The organism is Chryseobacterium herbae (assembly GCF_025154075.1).
GTDB lineage: Bacteria > Bacteroidota > Bacteroidia > Flavobacteriales > Weeksellaceae > Chryseobacterium > Chryseobacterium herbae.
The window spans coordinates 717,158-739,181 of record NZ_JAOAMU010000001.1; the positions used below are offsets into that span (position 1 = coordinate 717,158).

Consider the following 22,024-nt stretch of genomic DNA (forward strand, 5'->3'; position numbering starts at 1 on the left):
TATTGTATGGATATAAACGCTATAAATATTTTAATTAATGAGCACAACACAAATTTTGAGCAATTAAAAAAGCTCATTATATCAATGAATATAACCTCGGGAATGGATAAAAATTTCTGTGCCCATTTTGCAGAAAAAGTACTTCAGCAATTAGAAAAAGGAGCAGATAAGCCGAAAATACAGTGCATCATAGAATCAGAATTATGTGTGGGTTATGGTCTTTATCGGGAGGAATTTAATTCAGAAAAAATAACAAATGAAATTATGTACTGGTGGGAAAGCAGATGACTAGAAAAGTTCATCTCTTTTCAATAAAAAAAGAATAATCATGCAGATAATATGGATCCCTATAATAACAGGAAATGCTTTTTTAGCTGTAAATCTATCCAGCAGGAAGCCGTAGACAGGAAGTTGCAACAAGCCTATAATAATAAAAAGAAAAGAAATTCCTTCATTAAAGAGTGTTCCAAGCAGACCAAAGGGAAAAAATAGTAAAAGCAGAGAATAATTTCCGTGTCCTCCACCCGCAAAAAACACGCACAAAGCAGTCAAAGGAATTGTCAATACGGATAAAAAAATTGTGTATTTATACATTTTTAGCACTTCAACATTTCAGTTTATCTGTGAAATTTTAAATCAAACAGTCTTCTTAATCTCAGTCTAAACCTAGTCTGAAATATACTTAAATCATTAGCAAAGTATTGAACTGGTGGAAAAGTAATTAATTAATCTATATCTATTCAACTATTTCTGCCTCAAAGCTTTTCTTCAGAAATTCTTTTGATTTTTTACTTTCAGTTTTGAAGCCAAGCATCGTTAAACCATAGGCAAATAAAAGCATAAGTATGGGAATAAAAAGAACCATAGATATCTTTTTTTCTGCTGAACATACACCTACTAAGAAAAACAGAGTAAACCCACACCAAACCAGTAAAAAAGCAAATACCAACACATGTAATTTCATGGTGATCTCAATTTGAGTTCCGTAGTTATTTTTTTGAATGGTACCACTGATTTGAGGAAGAAAGGAATTTCTGTAATTGATAATTCTATTTATTTCAAAACGGTTATTATTAACAAATCCCTCATATTCTTTTTGAGTTGATGATTTACCCCAACTAAATTTTTTGGGTTCAACAAAACCTGAAAGCCTTGTTACTACTTCTTGCTCTGATAAATTTGTTTTATAAATGATACGTTCAAAAGGTAAATATTTCATTGCATCGGACTTTATTTTTAAATCATCTCAGCCACCATCTCCCCTATTTTCGGGGCTAGCGCTACTCCCATTCCGGAGAGTCTTACCGCGCAGAACTGTCGGTTTGAAAGCTGCTTTACGATTGGTGTTTTTTCGGAACCCATGGCCATAATGCCTGACCAGCGGAGAGAGATTTTGGCGTCTTGATTCGGCAGAATAACTTCTTTTAAAAACTGTTCTAAATGGTTCTGTAGAAATTCTGTGGTTTCAAAACTGGTGGTTTCTTCTGTTTTAAAATCCTGATTCCGGCCACCACCAAGCATAATTCTGTTTCCGAGATTTCTGAAATAATAGAATCCTTCATCATAGTGGAATGTTCCTCTGAGTTTTAAATCTTCAATCGGTTCTGTTAAAAGGATTTGTCCTCGCGCCGGAATGATTTCTTCTTTTTCAAGGAATTTCGAACTGAAAGCATTTGTACAGTAAATAATTTTCTCTGCCTTTACAGAAAGCGTTTCTGACAGTTGAATATCAATTTCTTCATCACTTTCATTTGCAGTTTTCACTTCTGTTCCGAAAAGGAATTCAACTTTCAATTCATAACATTTTTCCAAAAGCTTTTGCAAAAGTTTCCCGGAATGCAGACTTCCTTCACACGGATTTTCTATCAAAAATTCAGATTTTCCGAGTCCGAACTCTTTGATCTTTTCCTGATTTAGAACGTAGGTTTTATCGAGACCGGTTATTGCTTTTAGCTTTTCATTAACGATATCTAACTGTTGTAAAGGCTCGTCATTATTTAAAATTTCGTAACCTCCGTTCAGTTCAAAATCGATTTCACTATTAAAATATTTTCTGATTTTCTGAAGTCCTTCAAACCTCATCTTTACAAGTTCCAGTGTCTTCTCCCAACCCATTTTCCGAGAATCAGCGATGACTTCCGTAAGGCTTCCGAAGCAGGCAAATCCTGCATTACGGGTTGAAGCTCCCAGTGGAACTGTATTTCTTTCAATAATTAAAACCGATTTTTCAGGATATTTTTCCTTAATAGACACAGCCGTCCAAAGCCCGGAAAATCCGGACCCGATAATGACAATATCTCTTTTTCTGTAAAAGGTTTCAAGTTCCCAAACGCTGTTCATGAGTAATAAGTGATGAGTAATTTTTGTTTTTAGATACTAGATTTCAGACATCAGATTTCAGACTGAGGCAAAGGTTTAGATTGAGATTAAGATGATTATTTGAGGACAATCAAATGCTTAAGCTCTCAAACTCTCTTACCCTCAAACTCTCGAACTCGAATCACACCCCCCGAAACCCGTATCCAAGCTCTAAAACTCTCCCACTCTCAAACTCTCCCACTCTCAAAACACGTCTCACCCCTGTGCTCCACCATTTCCCTCTTCCCCATTATGATGGAACCCAATCTCTCTTCTCGGTTCTTCCACTACTTTGTAGGTTTCCAGTTCTTTTTTCAGGGCCTGAATTCTGAATTTGAATTCGTCAAAATTATTGATAATGGCATCTCCCAGGAATCTGGCCACCTGATCCAGATATTCTTCGGTAAGTTTTCCGCCTGCATCTCTCAAAGCTGCATTCAGAAGGACCTGATCGATCTTCAAGTTTTCGTTTTTGGTTCTCTGATATTGGTTTTTAAGACGTTTTTTAAGGCTTTGTGTAAAATCGATCAGCATGGTATTGCTGAATGCTTTCATTTTGGCCGAGATCTCGTGCCAGAACGGAACTTTATCTGCTTTGTTCTTTTTAAGAATTTTGTAGAGCAGAGAATTTTCTTCAAGTCCTCTCGTCATCGCATATAGAATAATTTCTGAACGTTCAACAGCATTGGGTGGAAATACCGGAATCATTACGTCAAATCTTCCTGGGGCAAGAATTTCTTCATCAACTTCTGAAACTGAATTGGCGGAACCCACCATCAACAGTTCTTCTTTTTCAAATTTTCCGATATAATGCAGGATGAGTTCCTGAGTTTCAAGATTACAGGAAGCCAGGTCTGTTTCTGCTTTTCGTTCCATCATAATTTCATCAAAATCATCGAGGAAAAGCAAAACTTTTTCTTCTTTCATCATGGTGACCAGAAAATCAGTAAAGTTGGTTGGGTTTCCATCAATGAACGATGTTCCCAGATAATGTTTTTTAACTTCTTTAAACTTATACCCGATAATTTCAGCAATTTTGGTTGCCCAGAAAATCTTTCCACTTCCCGGAGGTCCGTAAAGAATAATACCCGCAGGTTTATGAATTCCCCAGTCTTTGATCTGTTGTGGATTCAGGAATGGCTCCAAAACCGCCGATATATAAAAGAATAAATCTCTGTACCCGATAAAATCCCGATGCATCAGGCTGGTTTTATGCCCAAAATAATCGTAGACAAACTGATAGTTGCCACCGAGTTTATTATCAATGCCGTAACTTGAAATGGATGAACGGAAAAAACCGTTATCAAAAATATTAGGGTTAGTTTCCTTGATGGCTTCTTCTACTTTTTCCTTAGGCTGATTGATCACCTCAGCGATCTGTTCCAGAGTTTTATTTTTGTCCAGATCTTTTTCATAAATCTTTAAAAAATCCAGGTTTTCGCGGGCAAACTTCTCGAAATCTTCCTTCACTTCAAAATTGGTACTGATGCAGACTCCCAGCTCCAGATCAAAATCCTGGATAAACTGTTTGATAGATTCTGCCGAAACATTCAGCTCCTTCGCTAATTCAATTAACTTCATAAACAAACGATTAATTCTATCAAATTTAATATTTAAATCTTGAACATCTATTGAAAATGTGGTAAAATTGATGTTGTGGGTTTCGAGTTGCGTGATTCGAGTTCGAGAGTTTGAGAATGAGAGGGTTTGAGAGTTTGAGAGTTCTCAAATACTCATCTTAATCTCAATCTAAGCCTTTGCTTTTACCTCAGCCTGATGTCTGAAATCTCATATCTACTCAAAAATTCACCATTCACTTGCGAAGCAAAAGTGACCTTTCACATTTATTAATCTGTGACTTTTTTAACCATTTCATTCACAACTTCTTCTATGATCTTCGGTTGATCCTGATTGATATAATGACCGCTTGTAGGAACTACAATTTGTTTGCTGTCAGTGGATAAATTCAGTAAATCTTTCTGCATTTTATCCCATGCTCCAAGCATTTCGTTTTTTAATTTCTGCTCTTTAATGAAAGTATCATATCTTGTCTTATCTCCCGCCGTGATCACATACAAAGGAATCGAGCCAAAAGAATTAATAGCTGCGGCTTCTTTTTTAATAGATTTCATATGATCCTGCTCTTCCAGCGTAGCATCAGCACTTTTGTAAAGCAATGCAGGCATCAATGAATTTTGGTATTTATACTGTTCTCCTAACGGAAACATATTTTTAAACATCAGTCTCGCTGCTCCGAATGTATTCGCGAACTTCAAAAATCCACCAGGAAGACCCTGATTCACCATTTTATGCATTTCCGGGGAAAGAAATTTCTCATCAGCCGGATACTGACTGTCTACCAATATCACACCTGCAACATCCTGAGGATATTTTTTAACGAAAAACCTCGTCAGCATTCCACCGAAAGAATGTCCCACCAAAATATAGGGTTTCGGCACACCGGATTTTTCCAACAATGTATGAAGTTCTTCTGCTATTTTATCCCCTGTTTTAGGATTGGTTCCACGCTCGCTCCACAAAATTCCGGATCTGTCGTAGGAAAAAGTAGTGTAGGTTTTGGGAAGATCTTTCTGGATATGATACCATTGCAGATGACCTGCCGGATCAAAAGCCGTTTCAAAAACTACCGTCGGACCGCCCGTTCCTTCTTTAAGGTAATGCATTTTATGATTTTCCACTTCTGCAAACTCACCGTCCGGTTTGATTTTTTCAGCTCTTGCCCGGGATATCTTTTCGAAAGCAAATCCTGTAATCAACAATAAAATAATGACTAAAAGCAGCGCCATAAGAATACGCTTCGTCCATTTAATAATTTTCATAGTTATATTTTTTTTTGATGTGATGATTCTACAATAGGTCTGTATTCTCCAAAAATAGTTACATCCATAAAACAATGATACGGTGAATCTTGTTACATGGAATTTAATGATAATGAATAAAATATCTGTTAAAAAAAAATCAGATGCTGTAACATTCCGTTAATTACATAGACTACTACTATGTAAAACAAATTACATGGAAAAAATTTTGTCAGTAAAGAATTTGACTAAAAAATTCAAGAGAACGGTTGTCAATAATATCTCCTTTGATGTAGAAAGAGGAAATGTGTATGGCCTGCTTGGTCCCAATGGAAGCGGAAAATCTACTACATTTGGGATGCTGCTTTCTACCATCAACCCGACCAGCGGCGAATGGTACTGGTTTGGAAAGAAAGGAACTGAGCCTGATACATTGAAAAGAATTGGCGCCATCATTGAACAGCCCAATTTTTACCCATATCTGGATGCCGAAACGAATCTTAAAATTGTGGCTGAGATCAAAGAAACGCCCTATAGCAGAATCGCAGAAGTTCTGAAAACGGTAGGCCTTTTTGAAAGGAAAAATGATGCTTTCAAAACGTATTCTCTGGGAATGAAACAGCGTCTTTCCATCGCGTCAGCCATGCTGAACAATCCTGAGGTGATGATTCTGGACGAACCTACCAACGGCCTGGATCCTGAGGGAATTATTCAGATTCGTGAGATCATCAGTAATATCGCCAAACAAGGGATTACCATTATCATTGCCAGCCATCTTCTGGACGAGATTGAAAAGATCTGCAGCCATGTGATCGTATTGAAAGAAGGAAATTCAATCTATTGCGGACGAGTGGATGAAATGACCGCGAATAACGGATACTTTGAGCTAAAAGCAGACAATAATACTTTGCTGTTAAGCGCTCTGGAAGAACTTCAGTGGTTCAATACTGTGAAAGCTGATGGAGAGATCATCAAAGCCCAGATCCGGGAAGATGCCTCTATATCTGCCTCGGCTTTAAATCAAAAGCTTGCTGAAAAGGGAATTTTTCTGTCTCATTTGACGAAGAAAAAACTGTCTCTAGAATCTCAATTCCTTGAACTTGTAAAAAACACGAATACCCATGCTTAAACTATTAAAACTAGAATATTATAAAAATCTGAACTACAGACCGTTCAAGGTTTTTACCATCCTGTATTTTGCCATTCTCATCGCCCTTCTATTTATCGGACTGGTAGATCTGAATATTTTCGGAGGATCTGTCAACTTAAAGGATCAGGGAATTTATAATTTTCCGGAGATCTGGAATTTCACGACATGGATTGTGGCTTTGCTGAAGATATTCCTTGGATTGATCATTGTATTTTCAATTTCCCAGGAATTCACCAACAGGATGTTTAAACAAAATACGATTGACGGATTGAGCAGAAAGGAATTCATAGGATCAAAACTTCTGACGATCACAATTTTTACAACAGTTTCCACTCTTATTGTATTTATCATTGCTATGTTTTTGGGACATCAATACTCTAAGGTAACCGACGATTCAAAAACGTATGCGGAGGTTTATTTTATAGGAAACTATTTTGTAAAGCTGTTTACATTCTTCTCGTTCCTGATGTTCCTTTCCATATTACTGAGAAAATCTATGTTTGTATTCCTTGGTTTCTTTGCATACTGGGTAGTTGAAAAGATTTTAGCAGGTCTGGAAGCTTATCAGAAATTAACAGGAATGCAGGGTGAGCAAAGAAAAGCTGTACTGGAAAATGATTTTTTCGTGACCAATCTTTTACCGTTAGAGAGTATGTCAAATTTAATCCCTAATCCATTAATGCGACTGAATATGCTGAAAATTATGGGAGTGAAATATGAAGCTCATTATCCAACAGAAAGTATGATTGCATGCATCATCTGGTCTGTGATCTTTATTTTCGGATCTTACTGGATTCTGAGAAAAAGGGATTGGTAGATGATTAACATTTAAAAATTGAATGATATAAAAATTTAATTGATTTAAAAATGAAGTGGTCCTTGGGATCACTTTTTTTGTTTCTATGAGGTAAAATGTTAAAAATAGGGTTTGATCATTTGGTTAATCGATTTTTTATTAATTTTATCAAAATGACAGGAATGAAAAAAATATATTATTTGCCGGGACTGATCAGTGCAGTACTTATTCCGATACTGTTCTGGTATTACGGAAATCAGAGGGTACAGCCACAATACACCGTCCTGGAGTTTGCTCTTCCTTCCAAAAAAGCCTATAATGCGAAGGCAGATAATACATTTGAACCATATAGAAACTGGAATTATAAAAAGATCATTGTAAAACCTAATACATTCACCCAAAATCAAGAATATTATATTTCCGAATTAAAAAAGCTTCAGGAAAGAAATGGAAAAGAGACAGGTATTGAATTTGTCATTGATGATCACAATAATTATCAGGATTTTATTGCTTTGATCAATGCCATGAAACTCGCTGGACAAGATAGTTATGGGGTTGATATAGAAAAAACCAATCATTTTTTTGCCCTTCATTTTTATAAAGATGCGAATGTCGTTGAAAAAAACCACAGAATAAAATGTGGAACCGAGGATGCCACTGTTGTTTACAGGATGGATGATAATTATAAAGGTGTGGAAAAATTGAAATACCTACTCGACCTGCCTAAACAGTCATATTATATCATCTTCAGCTTTTTGCTTTTCCTGAATATTTCCATGTTCAGCGTTAAAGAAAATCTCCAGATCCAAAGAAAAGCAGTAACATGAAAAGATCTATTACTTTCCGGGATTGATCAGTGCAATACTTATTCCACTGCTTTTTTGGTATTATGGAAATCAGAGGGTGCAGCCACAATATACAGCTCTGGAGTTTGCACTTCCTTCTAAAAAAGCTTATAGTGCGGAGGCAGATAATACATTTGAACCATTTAGAAACTGGAATTATAAAAAAATAAAAGTAGCTCCCAATACAGCAAAGGAGAACACAAAGCTATACGTTGCTGAGATCCGGAATTTGCAGAAAAGAAATGAGAAAAACTCGGGTATTGAATTTATTTTGGATGACCGCAATAACTACGGTGATCTTATTGCATTACTTAATGACGTAGAACTTGCAGGTCAATTTACCTATACGCTTGATGTGGAAAAGACATGGCATTTTTTTGTTAGCCATGAATATAATGATCCAAACCCCAAAGAATTATTCGCTGCACTGAGTGACAAGTGCGGAAATATAGGCCGCGATTTTCCGGAAGAACATTATTTTAAAGGGTTTCAAAAGTTTCAATATCAGATAGCTCAACTTCCTAAAGAGGCATTTTACATCATGTTCGGGTTTTTATTTCTCGTGAATATTTCGATGCTTAGTATTAAAGAGAGATTTCAAATGCATTATTAAAAAGTATTGCTATCAACCAATTTTCAGCCTTTCTTCAATTTAAACTCTTGAGTTTATTGCAGTAATTTTATAACAATGAAACCTTATAGGTTTTTAAAACCTATAAGGTTTGGTGCGTAAATAATGTACAGAAATCTGCGTTATCCGTGAAATCTGCGTGATATTTTCAACATCCATTTATTATTTTGGTTTTTTGTTGGGAAACCGCAAAGACGTAAGGCATGACTGAAAATGAGAATATTTTAAGGCGCTAGAAAATCAAAGATTTTCAGCAAGGTTTTACTTCAAAACGTTTAATTATGATTAAATAAATTCATTGCTATTGTGTGGTAGAAACAAAAAAGACCGCCTTTCAGCGGTCTCTCTTCATATTACTTTTTATCCAACAGAGATAGATAATCTCCGTAGCCTTTTTTCTCCATTTCAGCTTTTGGGATAAACTTCAGCGAAGCACTGTTGATACAGTATCTAAGGCCTCCTTTATCTGTAGGACCATCAGTGAAAACGTGTCCAAGGTGAGCATCTCCCGTTTTACTTCTCACTTCAACTCTTACCATTCCGGCAGTTTTGTCCATTTTCTCATCAATCAGTTTCTTAGTGATCGGTTTTGAAAAACTTGGCCATCCACAACCGGATTCAAACTTGTCTGTTGAAATAAATAAAGGCTCACCAGTGGTGATATCTACATAGATTCCTTCGCGGGTTTCGTTCCAGTATTCATTTTGGAAAGGTCTTTCTGTGGCATTTTCCTGTGTTACATTATATTGTTCTGCAGTTAACTTTTCTTTCAAAGCTTTTTTATCCTGCTTCTGATATTTTGCTTTGGGAAGTGGGTTTGCATTTTTAGCCATTTCAAAAAGTCCCGGCTCGATATGACAGTAACCTCCCGGATTTTTATCCAGATAATCCTGATGATAATCCTCTGCTTTATAGAAATTTTTCAATGCTACGGTTTCCACAACTACTGGCTGAGAATAGTTTTTAGCCAGTTTCAGAACTTCATTTTTCACTAAATTTTCATCTTCTTTATTGCTGAAATAAATACCGGTTCTGTACTGATTTCCTCTGTCATTTCCCTGTTTATCCAGCGTTGTAGGGTCGATTGTTTTAAAATAAAGATCGATCAGCAGTTTAAGGTCAACCTGTTCAGGATCATATTTTACTTTTACCGTTTCTGCAAAACCTGTGGTATGACTTACCACTTCTTCATACGTTGGATTCTGGGTATTTCCGTTGGCATAGCCTACTTCAGTTCCCACAACTCCGCGGATTTGCTGAAAAAAGTGCTCAGTCCCCCAAAAACATCCGCCTGCAAAATAGATTTCTCTGACATTTTTATTATCCATAATTTCCTGATTTTCTTTTTCTTTTCCCTTTGTTAATTCTTTGGACTTAGCATTTTTAAAAAGCCCCGATCCTGCAGCAAAAACTGCTATACCCAAGATAATCCCGAGTACGATAAATATATTTTTCATTTTTTTCTTTTTATCCATTACTTTTTATTGTTTTGTACGATCATTAACCCGAATCCCAGCAACATCAGATCTTTCAGGATGAAAAAATCTGTGACAGGAACACCATCCACTATTTTCCAGATTCCGGGTGTTGTGAAAAGATAGCTCAGTGTTACCAGAAATGTCATGATCAGCCCGATTCCGGCATACTTTCTTAGAGATGCAAATTTCACACTAAATATCAGTAATAATGCAATGATAATTTCTATCGCTCCGATAGCATTTGACACCATTTGGACACTTGCTATTTTATATACGAAGAAAGTAAGAAAATGGTTTTCCACCAGTGGTTTAATAGCAGCTGCCTCGGTAGGTGTAAATTTGAATATTCCAATCCAGAGCAAAATCAATGCGGCTCCGAAAAGTGAAATATAATATCCCGACTGGTACGTTCCGGATTCGACGTTAAGTTTTGATGTTCCGTTCATGTCTTTAAGATTTTGAATGATACTTTATTATTGTTTTCAAAAGTATAGTCGGAAACATTTCAAAATCCTGACAATATTTACTCTAAAGATCTAATTTTTCTAAAACTTTATTTTTAAATCCCTGAATATCAGAATCATTAATTTCAGTATTTTCTTTTTGAGAAAGTTTTCTTCTTAAAATATCATCCAGAATCTTCAGTTTTTCTTCATATGCACGGCACCATTTACAGATCTTCAGGTGTATGGAAAGTTGCCAGTCTTCCTTCCGGGAGATGGCCTGTGCATTCCTTTTCTCCATTAGCATTGTGGCTTTGCTGCATGGCAGGAACAGAATATGAATCAATTTTCTCAACATTTTTTATGACATGGTTATAAGTTGGTAAACCAGTTGCTATCAAGACATTCCCTTAGCTGCATTCTACATCTTTGAAGGATCTTCCAAAGATTAGTCGCAGATATCTTCAATTCCTGACTCACTTCCGGCGCTTTTTTCTCCTGAAGATAATACATTTTCATCGGAATCTTCCATCTGGAGGGCAAATCCTCTATACAATCTTCAAGGGTTTTATTAAAATCATTATTGTCTAAAAGTTCCGGTTCTTTCTCTGAAATATTCCAGTCATTCAAAACACCGTCATTTTTCCAGGAACCGGTTTCATCAAAAAAATGATCCAGTCTGATCTCCGGATCCGATTTATACTTTTTTCGGTAAAAATCTGCAGCTTTTCTGTTTAAAATAGCTGTCAGCCAGGTCAGCGGCTGGCTTTTTCCTTCAAAAGAATCATAGGACGAAAATGCAGCTAAAAAAACATCCTGCACGATGTCTTCCGCTTCCACTTTATCTGAAAGCAGATAGGCTGCTCTTTTCAAAAGAGGCCCGGAATACTGCTCTACCCAACTTTTCAGCACTTCATTTTTCGTCATATACGGTGAGAATAATTAAAATCTCCAGAACTAAGATAAAAGAAATATTTTTAAAATTTCACAGCAAAATTACACATCTATTTCAAATAACCAGAATGATTAAAAAATGCATGATGTTCATTTTTCGAATAGTTGATGCTTATTATTTCATTGAGGGCTTTCTTTTTATCTTTGGCCTGATCATAATAGCTTTTACATATAGCATATCCTATAAAATAGGAAAGATCAGCGGGTCTGTCTTTAGAAGAACTTCCATTATACATCCATTTTTCTATATTATACAGATACATATCCTGTTGAAATTCTTTCCAAAGCTCTTTTTCATGCTGTCGTCCATATTCCAGATAAGCAACAGAAGGGAGTTTTCCTAATAGTTTTTCTGCTACAAAATCACAGGAGCCTTCCATTATTGCCCAACCTAATAAATCCAGATTCTGATATTCCTCTTCGTTATTAACACCATTGACGTAATCCTGTTGTACATGCACAAGCTCATGAGCAATATTATATTCTGTAGAAAGCTTAAGTTCAAGACCGGAAAGAGGAGTAATGGCAGCAACCTCTGTTCCTATCAAAATAAAATCCTTGGTTGTAGTACCGCCTCTGTCAAAAATCCCGATGACAAAACTAATCTGTGGACCATAAAATTGGGGATATACTTCTTTAAAAGACCAATACAATTTTGCCATATCATAATTCTGTGTTGCAATTTCTAAAGTAAGTTGGCGCACACTATTCCAGCGTGGAGTATTTTTATGAATACTTTTCAAATAATCGGAAGCATTCATTTTATCCATCTTTAGAAGAGCTTTCAGAGCAGGACTTGCTTTTTGCAAATAATTTGAATTGATAATTTGAATCTGTTTTAATGAATCCTTAGATTTTTGTACCTGATCATATGCTTTCCAAAAATTGATGACATCATTATTTGATATCGTTTTTTGAGAATAGCCGGATAATGTTGAAAACAAAAATAATAAGGTGATAAAGTATTTCATTAGGATTCTTTGTACCAAGATAAAACATTTAAATATATCACTCAAAATACATTATAATTATCTCTCTTTTAATTGATAATCGTGTGTTTTTATGTTGGATAACCGCAAAGACACTAAAGTTTTCTCACCTCCTTTATGTTGATAAGGCGCAAGGATTTCATCTCCGATAAAATTGAATACCGCCGTCATTGCGAGGAGCACAGCGACGAAGCAATCTCATCATCTTGTTAAAAATTTTTGATTTTCTTGCACCTTAAAAAAAGGCTTGATAGTTAAATCCTTTGCGTCATTGCGTTAATCCAATAAGATTTTGCTTTTCCTAAGGTGGCTTATCGTTGTAAGGCCAACAAACCTTATAGGTTTATATAAAAACAATACTTAAGTTTTCTGCTTTGAGATTGCTTCGTCGCTTCGCTCCTCGCAATGACAAAAATACATTCTTTCAGGAAATCTTGATTTTCTTGCGCCTTATCCATCAGATGATGCTTGAAATTCTTTGCGCCTTGCGTTTATCCAACAACAAATAAACTTTACTTCATCTACACCATTCAAAACATAGCATAAAGTTATTTACAAATCGCTTAAAAACATTAAATTTGCATCTTATCAAAAATTTGATAGTTTTAAAAGCAAAGCAATACTATGACATCACAAGAGATACGTCAAAAATTTTTAGATTATTTTAAAAGTAAAGACCACCTTATCGTTCCTTCAGCGCCTATCGTGTTGAAAGACGACCCTACCCTTATGTTTTCCAACTCAGGAATGACACAGTTCAAAGATTTTTTCTTAGGCTACAAAACGCCTACGGCCCCAAGAATTGCCGATACACAGAAATGTCTTAGAGTTTCCGGGAAACATAATGACCTGGATGATGTGGGAAGAGACACGTACCACCATACCATGTTTGAAATGTTAGGAAACTGGTCTTTTGGTGATTATTTCAAAAAAGATGCTATTGCTTTTGCCTGGGAATTACTGACTGAAGTGTTCGGAGTTCCAAAAGAAAATTTATATGTAACTATTTTCGAAGGAGATGCTTCTGAGAATCTTGAAAGAGATCAGGATGCTTACGACTTCTGGAAATCTCATATTTCGGAAGACAGAATTATCAATGGAAACAAAAAGGATAATTTCTGGGAAATGGGTGAAAGCGGACCGTGCGGACCGTGTTCAGAAATCCACATCGACCTTAGAACGCCGGAAGAAAAGGCTAAAGTTTCAGGACTTGATCTTGTCAACAATGATCATCCACAAGTGGTAGAAGTTTGGAACCTGGTTTTCATGGAGTTCAACAGAAAGGCTGACAAATCTCTTGAAAAGCTTCCTGCACAGCATGTGGATACAGGAATGGGCTTCGAGCGTCTTTGTATGGCACTTCAGGGAAAATCTTCGAATTATGATACTGATGTTTTCACACCGCTTATCGCTAAGGTGGAAGAGCTTTCAGGTAAAAAATATACAGGAATTCTAGAAGACGAAAAAGATATTGCGATCCGTGTTGTGGTAGACCACATCAGAGCCGTTTCTTTTGCAATCGCTGACGGACAGCTTCCTTCCAACGGAGGAGCAGGCTATGTTATCAGAAGAATTTTAAGAAGAGGAATTTCTTATTCTTACCGATTCCTAGGAATGAAAGAACCTTTCCTTTTTGAATTGGTTGCTGTACTTAAAGATCAGATGGGATCAGTCTTCCCGGAATTGGAAAAACAAGGAAAATTAGTTACTGAAGTGATCAAAAGTGAAGAAGATTCATTCCTGAAAACGATTGAAAACGGACTGATCAGAGTTGAGAAATTAATTGAGCAGACAATTGCAGACGGTTCAAAAGTTTTACCAAGCGAAGAAGTTTTTGAATTATATGATACATATGGTTTCCCGGATGATTTAACGAGAATTATTGCAGAGGAAAAAGGTCTTACCATTGATGAAGCAGGATTTAAAGTGGAAATGGAAAAGCAAAAGCTTCGTTCCAAGGCCGATTCTGCTCAGAAAGTATACGACTGGGTAACTTTAGAAACAAAGCCTGAAAACTTTGTAGGCTACGACCAGATTGAATCTGAAACCTACATTACAAGATACAGAAAAGTAGAAAATAAAGACGGAGAATTTTACCAGGTGGTATTAAGCAGTTCTCCTTTCTATCCTGAAGGCGGTGGCCAGGTGGGAGACAAAGGGGTTCTGGAAAATGCTGTTGAAAGCTTTGAAGTTTTAGAAACTAAGAAAGAAAACGGACTGATCATTTCTCTGATCAATGGTCTTCCGAAAGATGCAGGTGCTGTGTTCTATGCTAAAGCTGATGCTACGGATAGAAAAAACTCTCAGGCGAATCACTCTGTCACTCACCTTTTGCATGAGGCATTAAGAGAGGTTTTAGGAACACATGTAGAGCAGAAAGGTTCTTACGTAGGTCCTGATTATCTTCGTTTTGACTTCTCTCACTTCAATAAAATGACAGAGGATGAATTGGCGTTGGTAGAAGAAAAAGTAAATCACAAGATCAAAGAGAGCATTGCTTTACAGGAATTCAGAAGCATTCCTATTCAGGAGGCTTTGGATAAAGGAGCTATGGCTTTGTTTGGTGAAAAATATGGAAACAGTGTGAGAATGATCCAGTTCGGAAGCTCTAAAGAACTTTGTGGTGGAACTCACGTAAAAAATACCATTGAAATCGGTCATTTCAAAATTACTTCCGAAGGTTCTGCAGCAGCAGGGATCAGAAGAATTGAAGCTATTTCCGGGGATAAATCTGAGGAATATTTCAAAAACTTAGAACACCAGATCCTTGAGCTTTCTCAATTGCTGAAATCTAAAGATGTGGTAAGATCCATTGAAAAACTGATCGATGAAAATGCATCTTTAAAATCTGAAGTGGAAGCCCTTAAAAGGGAAAAAGCAAAAGGTGAAATCGGTGAATGGAAAAATGCTTACGAGCAGAAAGGCAACAAACAGCTATTGGTGAAGAAAACTTCTCTGGATGCAGGTTCTGTGAAAGACATTGTATTCCAACTGAAAAAAGAAACCCCAAGTTCAGTAACGATTATTCTTTCCGATGCGGATGGAAAACCAATGATCACTGTGGGAGTTTCTGATGATCTGGCAGGAGAATATCAGGCAGGAGCCATCGTAAAAGACCTGGCAAAAGAAATCCAGGGCGGCGGCGGCGGAAATCCGGGCTTTGCAACAGCAGGAGGTAAAAATCTTGACGGTTTAGAAAATGCTTACCAAAAAGCTTTGAATATTTAGGATTAATCATCCTTTTATCATAAAACATTAAAAACTCCTGAAATTTTCAGGAGTTTTTTTATTTATAACCATTCTAATTATTGATCTTATCTTAACAAACCATTACCTAAACTTAAACTATTTGTTTCCTCCTATTAAAATATAATTCACAATAGACTATTAGTTTTGCTACAATCGAAATTCAAAAAAGTAATTATGAAAATTAACAAAACTATCGGAGCTCTATTCTTCGCTGCTATGGCCTTTCAGAGCTGTAACGATGACAATAATGACGGGCAGGAAACTACTCCTGTCAATCAGAATATTAAAATTGAAAACTTTTCACAGGAACCAGCCTTCGTTTATGGAATGACGGGTTTTGAAAACCTGAATATTACGACTTTGATTTCCAGTTCCGATGTTCTTTCCGGAACACCCAATTTTGTGTTTGCAGGTCAGCCGGACGGAATGGGAATTATGAAAGACCCCAATTCGGATGGTTACTTAATGATTACCAACCACGAGATCACTCAATCTGTATCAAGAGTTTATTTAGATAAAGCATTCAAACCTGTAAAAGGAGAATACATCCTGAACGGGATCGGAGGTATGACCAGATTATGTTCTGCTACCCTTGCGACTCCGGAAACCCACGGATTCAGCGCATTCCTTACTGCCGGTGAATCCGGTGAAGAAAGTATGGTTCATGCCATCAATCCACTGGCAGCGGCTTCTCAGGCATCCGACCAGACAAGAGTAAAACCTGCTTTGGGTAAAGCTTCTATGGAAAATGCAGTTCCTCTTCCTAAAGATATTTCAGGCGGAAAAACGTATATTATGATCGGTGAAGATCAGTCTTATTCTTCATCCCATCAGTCTGCAGGACAGCTGATCATGTATGTTTCCAATACACAGGGAGATCTTGAGAACGGAAAATTATATGCATTAAAGAGAACCAACAACAACTATACGGAAACCGATATGGTAAAAGGAAGTTCTTATGATGTAGAATTTGTAGAGATTTCCAATGCTAAAAATTCAACCGGAGCACAGATCAATCAAAAGAATATTGACAATAATGCGATCCGTTTTTCAAGAGTTGAGGACGTAGATTACAGAAAAGGAGCTGGAAAAGGAAGAGAAATTTACTTTACAGCAACGGGAGAATCTTCAGACGGTGTGACTCCGAAACCGGGATTAACCATGTGGGGAAGAGTGTACAAGCTTGTTCTTAACGACAACAATATGCTGGCAGGAAAACTGGAAGTGGCTGCGGAAGGAGATTCCAATCCGGGACATAACCTGATCAATCCTGATAATCTTTGTGTAACTGAGAACTTCGTTTACATTCAGGAAGACGGGGATTCTTATTACACGGCAGCAGCCCACGATTCTTATATCTGGCAGCTGAATATTGCTACAAAACAATACAAGCCGTGGCTGAATATGAAACACAACAGATTGGATACGGCATGGCAGACCGCGTACAACCAGTCCGGGACACTTCAGAAGTTCGGTTCATGGGAATATGGAGCGATGGTTGACATCTCAGATATCATCGGGGTTCCGAATACCTTTACGGTAAACATCCACTCTCATACATGGCAGAAAGATAAGTTTAAGAATGCTGACGGTGCGGGTGTAAATACCAATAAGGAAGGCGGTCAGATCGTTATCATCAGAAACGTAGAGAAATAGTTTTAGATATCCCATAAAAACCAAAGTATCAGCGGAGAATTTCCGTTGGTACTTTTTCATGCTTATGAAAATATTCTTCAAATATCCGGTACTTGTTATACTATCCATTGTAGCTGTTCTATTTGTTCTTTTTCAGTGTAAAACAGACAAACATCAGCCCATCAATGAAGATCTGAGTGTTGTAAAAAATGAAATAGCCAAAACCAATACTTCCTTTGAAAAACAGATTAATGAACTCATAATTCTTGTTTCAAAGAATGCCGACGAAAAGACCATAAAGAGGAAATTCGAGGAACTGAGAATCACCTATAAAAAAATGGAATGGGCGGTTGAATATTTCCTGCCGAATTCAGTGCGGTTTATCAACGGTCCTGCCCTTTCAGAAATTGAAATGGACGAGCATACCGAACTAGAACCGGAAGGTCTTCAGGTTCTGGAAGAACTCTTCTACCTTTACACTCCCGAAAACAAAGAAGAAACGATTCGGTTTCTGAAGAAGCTGATCAATAAAAGCAATACCATTAAAACCAACTTTCAGGCGATCTCCATCAGTAAAGACCAGGTTTTTGATGCAGCAAGACAGGAGATCTTCAGGATTTCAAGTTTGGGAATTTCAAGTTTCGATACCCCGATATCAGGAACATTTTTGAAGGAAATGCCTTATTCTCTGGAAGCTGTTCAACTGACTTTACAACAGATTTCTACGGATCAGTCAAAAGATAAGGCGCTGAAAAGTATTAACACCGCTATTAATTCGGCCATCACTGCGCTGAAAAAAAATACGGACAGAAATACCTTTGACTATGTTAATTTCATTCCGGATCATCTGAATACAATTTCTTCTTTACTCCTGGAATTTAAAAAGCAGGAAAACATTCCGGACATTGAGGTGACCACTGCTTTAAGTAAAAATGCAGCCACTTTTTTCTCGAAAAATGCTTTCAATCCCAATGCATTTATTCCCGGAAAAGAATTCGCGTTCTCTTATGAAAAGGCGGCTTTGGGCAAAAAACTCTTCAGCGACAAAATTCTTTCCAACAGCAACAACAGAAGCTGCGCCACCTGTCATATTCCGGAAAAAGCTTTTACAGACGGACTTGCCAAATCTATGTCGCTTGACAATGCAGAACTTCAGAGAAATGCACCTTCATTGAATTATGCAGGGTTTCAGCACGGACAGTTCTGGGATATGCGAAAAGATGACCTGGAAGGCCAAAGTTCAGATGTGATCTCCAACAAGGAAGAAATGCATGGTGACCTGAATGTTATTTTGGGTAAAATTAATCAGGATCCGGCGTATCTTCCGGCATTCAAAAAGATTTACAAGACTCAGAAAGCGGAAACCTGGCAGCTTCAGAATGTATTGGCCACTTACATCCGTTCTTTGGCGAAATTCAATTCTAAATTTGATCGATACATGAGCGGAAACCGTTCTGCGATGACGGAAAATCAAAAACAGGGATTCAATCTTTTTGTAGGAAAAGCCCAATGTGCATTGTGTCATTTTATTCCTTTGTTTAACGGAACCGTTCCCCCTAATTTCAAAAAAACGGAACAGGAAGTACTGGGAACTGGTACCAATGGAGAGAACAAGATGTTTGATCAGGATCTGGGAAGGGGAAAATTCCATGAAACTGTAGCGGCATTACAACATTCATTTAAAACTCCTACCCTCAGAAACATCAGCAAAACAGCTCCCTATATGCACAACGGAGGCTATAAAACCCTGAAAGAAGTCATGAATTTTTATAATAAAGGCGGCGGAAAGGGCTTCGGATTTAAAGTGGACAATCAGACGCTTTCTGACGGTCCTCTTCAATTGACAGATCAGGAAATGGATAAGATCATCGACTTTATGGGTGCATTGGATGATCAATAAACGGAGTGGAATTTTACATTTGATTTTTTATTAATAGGTAGATTTTTTCAAACATTAAAAAGTTTAGATATTTGTTCTTCCATAGTTTTTAAGAGTAGGTCTTTCACCAAATTAAGCAGAATGCCGAAGATATGGGAGATATTCTTAATCAATCTTCAAAATATACGCTAAGAATCTTAACTTCTTAATGTTTAAAAACCACAGTTGAAAATCAAGTTTATGTCTTATAACAGTTTTACTCTATTTTTCTATCTGAAACTTAGATGAAATCAATGTATTAACAAATCATAAAAACTTTCTCAACACAAGAAATATTACTACTTTTGACCTAGTTTTTGCATGAAAAGGTTTTTAGTCTTACTGTATTTATTAATATATTTCTTTGGTTACTCTCAATCAAAGATCAGGGTCATTGACGAAACTGACCAAAAGCCTATCTCCAACGCCAAAATTTCCTGCGAGGGAAAAATTCTCGGCTTTACAGATATTCAGGGTACCTTGGAATTTAAAGCATCATGCAGTACCATTGAGATCCAGGCGGAAAGATACGACAAAGAAACAGCAGCCGTAGAAGCTGACATGGAAGTTTCTCTGCTGAAAAAAGCATCAAAAACAACTGATATTGAAGAGGTCGTCATTGAAGACCGGAGTGACCCGAGAGCTATTGAGATTCTAAAAAAAGTGAACAGGCTTTTTAAAGACAATTCACCGAAAAGTTTAGAGTCCTATACATTCAAATCTTACGAAAAAATGTCTATGGACATTGATCAGGACAGTATTACGCAGTTCAATAAGTTTTTTAATGACACCGAGTTTTTCAAGAAAAGAAGAGAGAAGGATTCACTAAATAATATCTCAGCCAAACATATCTTTTCAAAAAGCAAACTCTTCCTGTGGGAAAGAGCCCAGGAGTTTTTATATTCCCAAAAATACGGAGAAAAGGTCAATATCCTGGATAACAGAATTTCCGGCCTCAAGCAACCGATCTACGAAATGATCGCCATGCAGCAAAGCAACAGGGATAAAATTCCGAACCAGATCAAGCAGGAAAACAGAGGACTTTACCGTTTTTTTCTTTCGGATACCATTGAAGTAAGTGGCAGAAAAACTTTTGTGATCCGTTTCCGTGAGGTGAATTACAAAAAACCGGATAAAAGGAGAAAGTATAACGGTGCCATCTATGTAGACACCGAGACCTACGGAATCCAAAAGATTGAAAATTTCAGCAAGAACAAAAACGACGGTATCATTACCAGCACCTGGGTTTTCTACAATAATAAATGGTTTCTCGCTCAGGAAAAAGTAAAACTCAGAATGAGCAGAGTGGCCATGGAAGAGGAAAACAAAGAAAAAACGGAAGAACATCCTGAGAAGAAAGACAGGACCAGTTTCGGGACGTATGCTTTCCTGACTTCCACTTATTTTGATTTCAAATCTCCTATTGAAGAGCAACGTAATGATTTTAAAGGCTATACTTTTTCGGTAAAAAATGCTGACGGACATCTTCTGGACCGATACCGAACCGACCTACTCACAGAAAGGGAAAAAAACACCTACACAACGATTGACAGTCTGGGCAAAAAGTATAATATTGACAGCAAAGCGAAGATTCTGACAGGTCTCATCAATGGGCAGATCAGGGCGGGCATCGTAGATTTCGCAGTGGATGAAATTGTGAATTACAACTTGTATGAAGGCTTCAGGCTTGGTTTAAAAGCAAAAATGAATGAAACCTTCAATCCTTATTTCTCACCGGATTATTATTTCGCATACGGTTTTAAAGATGATAAATGGAAATACGGAATCGGTCTTGATATGAAGACGACACTGGATAAAAATTCATTCTTCAGAATCGAATATTATAATGATGTGACGGCATCGGGCGAGTTCTACAGAAGACTGTGGAATTTTAAGATGAGAATGATGAACTACGGAAATAATATCAATAACGATAAGTATTATCATTTCAGAGGAGCTTCCCTGTCTTATCTGAATGATGTGACGAATGGACTGACATTGGTTTTTGCAGCGAAAAGAAATATTGAAGAAGCTAAGTTTGATTACGAATTCCGAGGAAGAGGCGGTGAATTTGATAATTTTAACACCTTATTTACTTTAAAGTATTCCCCGAACTCCACGAATATCATGACCCCTCAGGGAAAATCCATCATCGATCAGAAATATCCTGAGCTGTATTTCAACTATGAGCAGAGTTATAAAGTTTTGGGCGGAGATTTCAATTATACGCGTTTTGACGCCCTGTTCGTCCACAACTTTAAGACGATGCTCGGAACTACCGGGTTCAGGCTTTACGGAGGAGTGGTATTGGGTGAAGCACCTATCTGGAAGCATTTTACGATGAATGGACTGGCTTCCACGAGAAAGGATTTTAATTTCAACCTTACGTCTTACCTTGGTTTTGCTACGCTGGAAGGAGGAAAGTATTACAATGATAAATTCGTTGCTTATTATTTCACCCATAAACTTCCTTTGTACTTCAAAAGTTTCGGACAGAATATTTCGAGCTTTGATTTTGTATTAAGAGGAACCATTGGAGATATGAAGCATCCGGAATACCATCAGTTCAGATTCAGAAAACTGGATCACCTGTATCAGGAAGTGGGTCTTGAGTGGAATAATTTCCTGTCTAGTTACTTCAATTTAGGACTGTTCTATAGAGTCGGATACTATACCACGCCTAATTTTAAGCAGAATTTTGCGATTCAGTTTAAGCTGAAACTATTAGAATTTTAAAACAACATTTATAAATACATAAA

At 37.0% G+C, this 22,024-nt stretch carries 19 protein-coding genes; 9 read left to right on the plus strand and 10 right to left on the minus strand.

Annotated features, from left to right (window positions below; all coding sequences use genetic code 11):
- The first annotated feature begins 6 nt into the window (after positions 1-6).
- Entirely contained in the window at positions 7-288 is a 282-nt protein-coding gene (locus tag N0B48_RS02980) for a hypothetical protein (protein ID WP_259836647.1), read from the plus strand.
- On the opposite strand, the gene N0B48_RS02985 is transcribed toward N0B48_RS02980, so the two are convergent.
- The 5 genes from N0B48_RS02985 to N0B48_RS03005 all read right to left on the minus strand — a co-directional run bounded on the left by N0B48_RS02985 (position 289) and on the right by N0B48_RS03005 (position 5,198).
- Positions 289-594, minus strand: a complete 306-nt coding sequence (locus N0B48_RS02985) for a hypothetical protein (RefSeq protein WP_259836649.1) — start codon at positions 592-594, stop codon at positions 289-291. It lies immediately after the preceding gene.
- Positions 595-736: 142 nt separating this feature from the next.
- The gene (locus tag N0B48_RS02990) at positions 737-1,219 is read right to left on the minus strand and encodes a hypothetical protein (RefSeq protein WP_259836650.1); all 483 of its coding nucleotides are present in this window, start codon (positions 1,217-1,219) and stop codon (positions 737-739) included.
- Positions 1,220-1,236: 17 nt separating this feature from the next.
- Complete coding sequence (locus N0B48_RS02995; RefSeq protein WP_259836652.1) at positions 1,237-2,340, minus strand: NAD(P)/FAD-dependent oxidoreductase; 1,104 nt, start codon at positions 2,338-2,340, stop codon at positions 1,237-1,239.
- Positions 2,341-2,574: 234 nt separating this feature from the next.
- Entirely contained in the window at positions 2,575-3,939 is a 1,365-nt protein-coding gene (locus tag N0B48_RS03000; RefSeq protein ID WP_259836654.1) for an AAA family ATPase, read from the minus strand.
- A gap of 266 nt (positions 3,940-4,205) precedes the next feature.
- The gene (locus tag N0B48_RS03005; protein ID WP_259836656.1) at positions 4,206-5,198 is read right to left on the minus strand and encodes an alpha/beta hydrolase; all 993 of its coding nucleotides are present in this window, start codon (positions 5,196-5,198) and stop codon (positions 4,206-4,208) included.
- Positions 5,199-5,394: 196 nt separating this feature from the next.
- On the opposite strand from N0B48_RS03005, the gene N0B48_RS03010 reads away from it, so the two are divergent.
- The 4 genes from N0B48_RS03010 (at position 5,395) to N0B48_RS03025 (ending at position 8,581) form a co-directional block, all read left to right on the plus strand.
- A complete protein-coding gene (locus N0B48_RS03010) occupies positions 5,395-6,306 on the plus strand; it encodes an ABC transporter ATP-binding protein (RefSeq protein ID WP_259836658.1) in 912 nt (303 codons plus the stop codon).
- Positions 6,299-7,144 carry an ABC transporter permease gene (locus N0B48_RS03015; protein ID WP_259836660.1) on the plus strand — a complete coding sequence of 282 codons (846 nt, stop codon included), beginning with the start codon at positions 6,299-6,301 and terminating at the stop codon, positions 7,142-7,144. Before N0B48_RS03010 ends, N0B48_RS03015 begins: the two co-directional genes overlap by 8 nt.
- Before the next feature lie 161 nt (positions 7,145-7,305).
- Complete coding sequence (locus N0B48_RS03020) at positions 7,306-7,950, plus strand: hypothetical protein (protein WP_259836662.1); 645 nt, start codon at positions 7,306-7,308, stop codon at positions 7,948-7,950.
- Between the two features lie 76 nt (positions 7,951-8,026).
- On the plus strand, positions 8,027-8,581 hold the full coding sequence (locus tag N0B48_RS03025; RefSeq protein WP_259836663.1) for a hypothetical protein: 555 nt from the start codon (positions 8,027-8,029) through the stop codon (positions 8,579-8,581).
- 371 nt (positions 8,582-8,952) lie between these two features.
- Here the strand turns inward: N0B48_RS03025 and msrB are convergent, their stop codons facing one another.
- The 5 genes from msrB to N0B48_RS03050 form a co-directional block, all read right to left on the minus strand.
- Positions 8,953-10,056 carry a peptide-methionine (R)-S-oxide reductase MsrB gene (gene msrB, locus N0B48_RS03030; RefSeq protein ID WP_371830615.1) on the minus strand — a complete coding sequence of 368 codons (1,104 nt, stop codon included), beginning with the start codon at positions 10,054-10,056 and terminating at the stop codon, positions 8,953-8,955.
- A gap of 17 nt (positions 10,057-10,073) precedes the next feature.
- Positions 10,074-10,523: a DUF417 family protein gene (locus N0B48_RS03035; RefSeq protein WP_259836665.1), complete on the minus strand. Its 450-nt coding sequence runs from the start codon at positions 10,521-10,523 to the stop codon at positions 10,074-10,076.
- Positions 10,524-10,605: 82 nt separating this feature from the next.
- Positions 10,606-10,878: a hypothetical protein gene (locus tag N0B48_RS03040; protein ID WP_259836666.1), complete on the minus strand. Its 273-nt coding sequence runs from the start codon at positions 10,876-10,878 to the stop codon at positions 10,606-10,608.
- 14 nt (positions 10,879-10,892) lie between these two features.
- Positions 10,893-11,447 carry a sigma-70 family RNA polymerase sigma factor gene (locus N0B48_RS03045; protein WP_259836667.1) on the minus strand — a complete coding sequence of 185 codons (555 nt, stop codon included), beginning with the start codon at positions 11,445-11,447 and terminating at the stop codon, positions 10,893-10,895.
- Positions 11,448-11,524: 77 nt separating this feature from the next.
- Positions 11,525-12,445, minus strand: coding sequence for a gliding motility protein GldB-related protein (locus N0B48_RS03050; protein ID WP_259836668.1), 921 nt, complete (start codon positions 12,443-12,445; stop codon positions 11,525-11,527).
- Positions 12,446-13,087: 642 nt separating this feature from the next.
- Between N0B48_RS03050 and alaS the strand changes: the two genes are divergently transcribed.
- The 4 genes from alaS (at position 13,088) to N0B48_RS03070 (ending at position 22,001) form a co-directional block, all read left to right on the plus strand.
- Positions 13,088-15,691: an alanine--tRNA ligase gene (alaS, locus tag N0B48_RS03055; RefSeq protein WP_259836670.1), complete on the plus strand. Its 2,604-nt coding sequence runs from the start codon at positions 13,088-13,090 to the stop codon at positions 15,689-15,691.
- A 195-nt stretch (positions 15,692-15,886) separates the two neighbouring features.
- Positions 15,887-17,368 carry a hypothetical protein gene (locus N0B48_RS03060; protein ID WP_259836672.1) on the plus strand — a complete coding sequence of 494 codons (1,482 nt, stop codon included), beginning with the start codon at positions 15,887-15,889 and terminating at the stop codon, positions 17,366-17,368.
- Between the two features lie 64 nt (positions 17,369-17,432).
- Positions 17,433-19,247, plus strand: a complete 1,815-nt coding sequence (locus N0B48_RS03065; protein ID WP_259836674.1) for a cytochrome-c peroxidase — start codon at positions 17,433-17,435, stop codon at positions 19,245-19,247.
- A gap of 339 nt (positions 19,248-19,586) precedes the next feature.
- Entirely contained in the window at positions 19,587-22,001 is a 2,415-nt protein-coding gene (locus N0B48_RS03070) for a peptidase associated and DUF5686 domain-containing protein (RefSeq protein WP_259836675.1), read from the plus strand.
- Positions 22,002-22,024: the final 23 nt, after the last annotated feature.

Bases quoted from the DNA above. Each gene is read 5' to 3' on its own strand.
- N0B48_RS03050 (WP_259836668.1), bottom strand. From the start codon at position 12,445: ATGAAATACTTTATCACCTTATTATTTTTGTTTTCAACATTATCCGGC.
- N0B48_RS02985 (WP_259836649.1), bottom strand. From the start codon at position 594: ATGTATAAATACACAATTTTTTTATCCGTATTGACAATTCCTTTGACT.
- N0B48_RS02995 (WP_259836652.1), bottom strand. From the start codon at position 2,340: ATGAACAGCGTTTGGGAACTTGAAACCTTTTACAGAAAAAGAGATATT.
- N0B48_RS02980 (WP_259836647.1), top strand. From the start codon at position 7: ATGGATATAAACGCTATAAATATTTTAATTAATGAGCACAACACAAAT.
- N0B48_RS03005 (WP_259836656.1), bottom strand. From the start codon at position 5,198: ATGAAAATTATTAAATGGACGAAGCGTATTCTTATGGCGCTGCTTTTA.
- N0B48_RS03070 (WP_259836675.1), top strand. From the start codon at position 19,587: ATGAAAAGGTTTTTAGTCTTACTGTATTTATTAATATATTTCTTTGGT.
- alaS (WP_259836670.1), top strand. From the start codon at position 13,088: ATGACATCACAAGAGATACGTCAAAAATTTTTAGATTATTTTAAAAGT.
- N0B48_RS03045 (WP_259836667.1), bottom strand. From the start codon at position 11,447: ATGACGAAAAATGAAGTGCTGAAAAGTTGGGTAGAGCAGTATTCCGGG.
- N0B48_RS03020 (WP_259836662.1), top strand. From the start codon at position 7,306: ATGAAAAAAATATATTATTTGCCGGGACTGATCAGTGCAGTACTTATT.
- N0B48_RS03040 (WP_259836666.1), bottom strand. From the start codon at position 10,878: ATGTTGAGAAAATTGATTCATATTCTGTTCCTGCCATGCAGCAAAGCC.
- N0B48_RS03000 (WP_259836654.1), bottom strand. From the start codon at position 3,939: ATGAAGTTAATTGAATTAGCGAAGGAGCTGAATGTTTCGGCAGAATCT.
- N0B48_RS03065 (WP_259836674.1), top strand. From the start codon at position 17,433: ATGAAAATATTCTTCAAATATCCGGTACTTGTTATACTATCCATTGTA.
- N0B48_RS02990 (WP_259836650.1), bottom strand. From the start codon at position 1,219: ATGAAATATTTACCTTTTGAACGTATCATTTATAAAACAAATTTATCA.
- N0B48_RS03060 (WP_259836672.1), top strand. From the start codon at position 15,887: ATGAAAATTAACAAAACTATCGGAGCTCTATTCTTCGCTGCTATGGCC.
- N0B48_RS03015 (WP_259836660.1), top strand. From the start codon at position 6,299: ATGCTTAAACTATTAAAACTAGAATATTATAAAAATCTGAACTACAGA.
- N0B48_RS03035 (WP_259836665.1), bottom strand. From the start codon at position 10,523: ATGAACGGAACATCAAAACTTAACGTCGAATCCGGAACGTACCAGTCG.
- msrB (WP_371830615.1), bottom strand. From the start codon at position 10,056: ATGAAAAATATATTTATCGTACTCGGGATTATCTTGGGTATAGCAGTT.
- N0B48_RS03010 (WP_259836658.1), top strand. From the start codon at position 5,395: ATGGAAAAAATTTTGTCAGTAAAGAATTTGACTAAAAAATTCAAGAGA.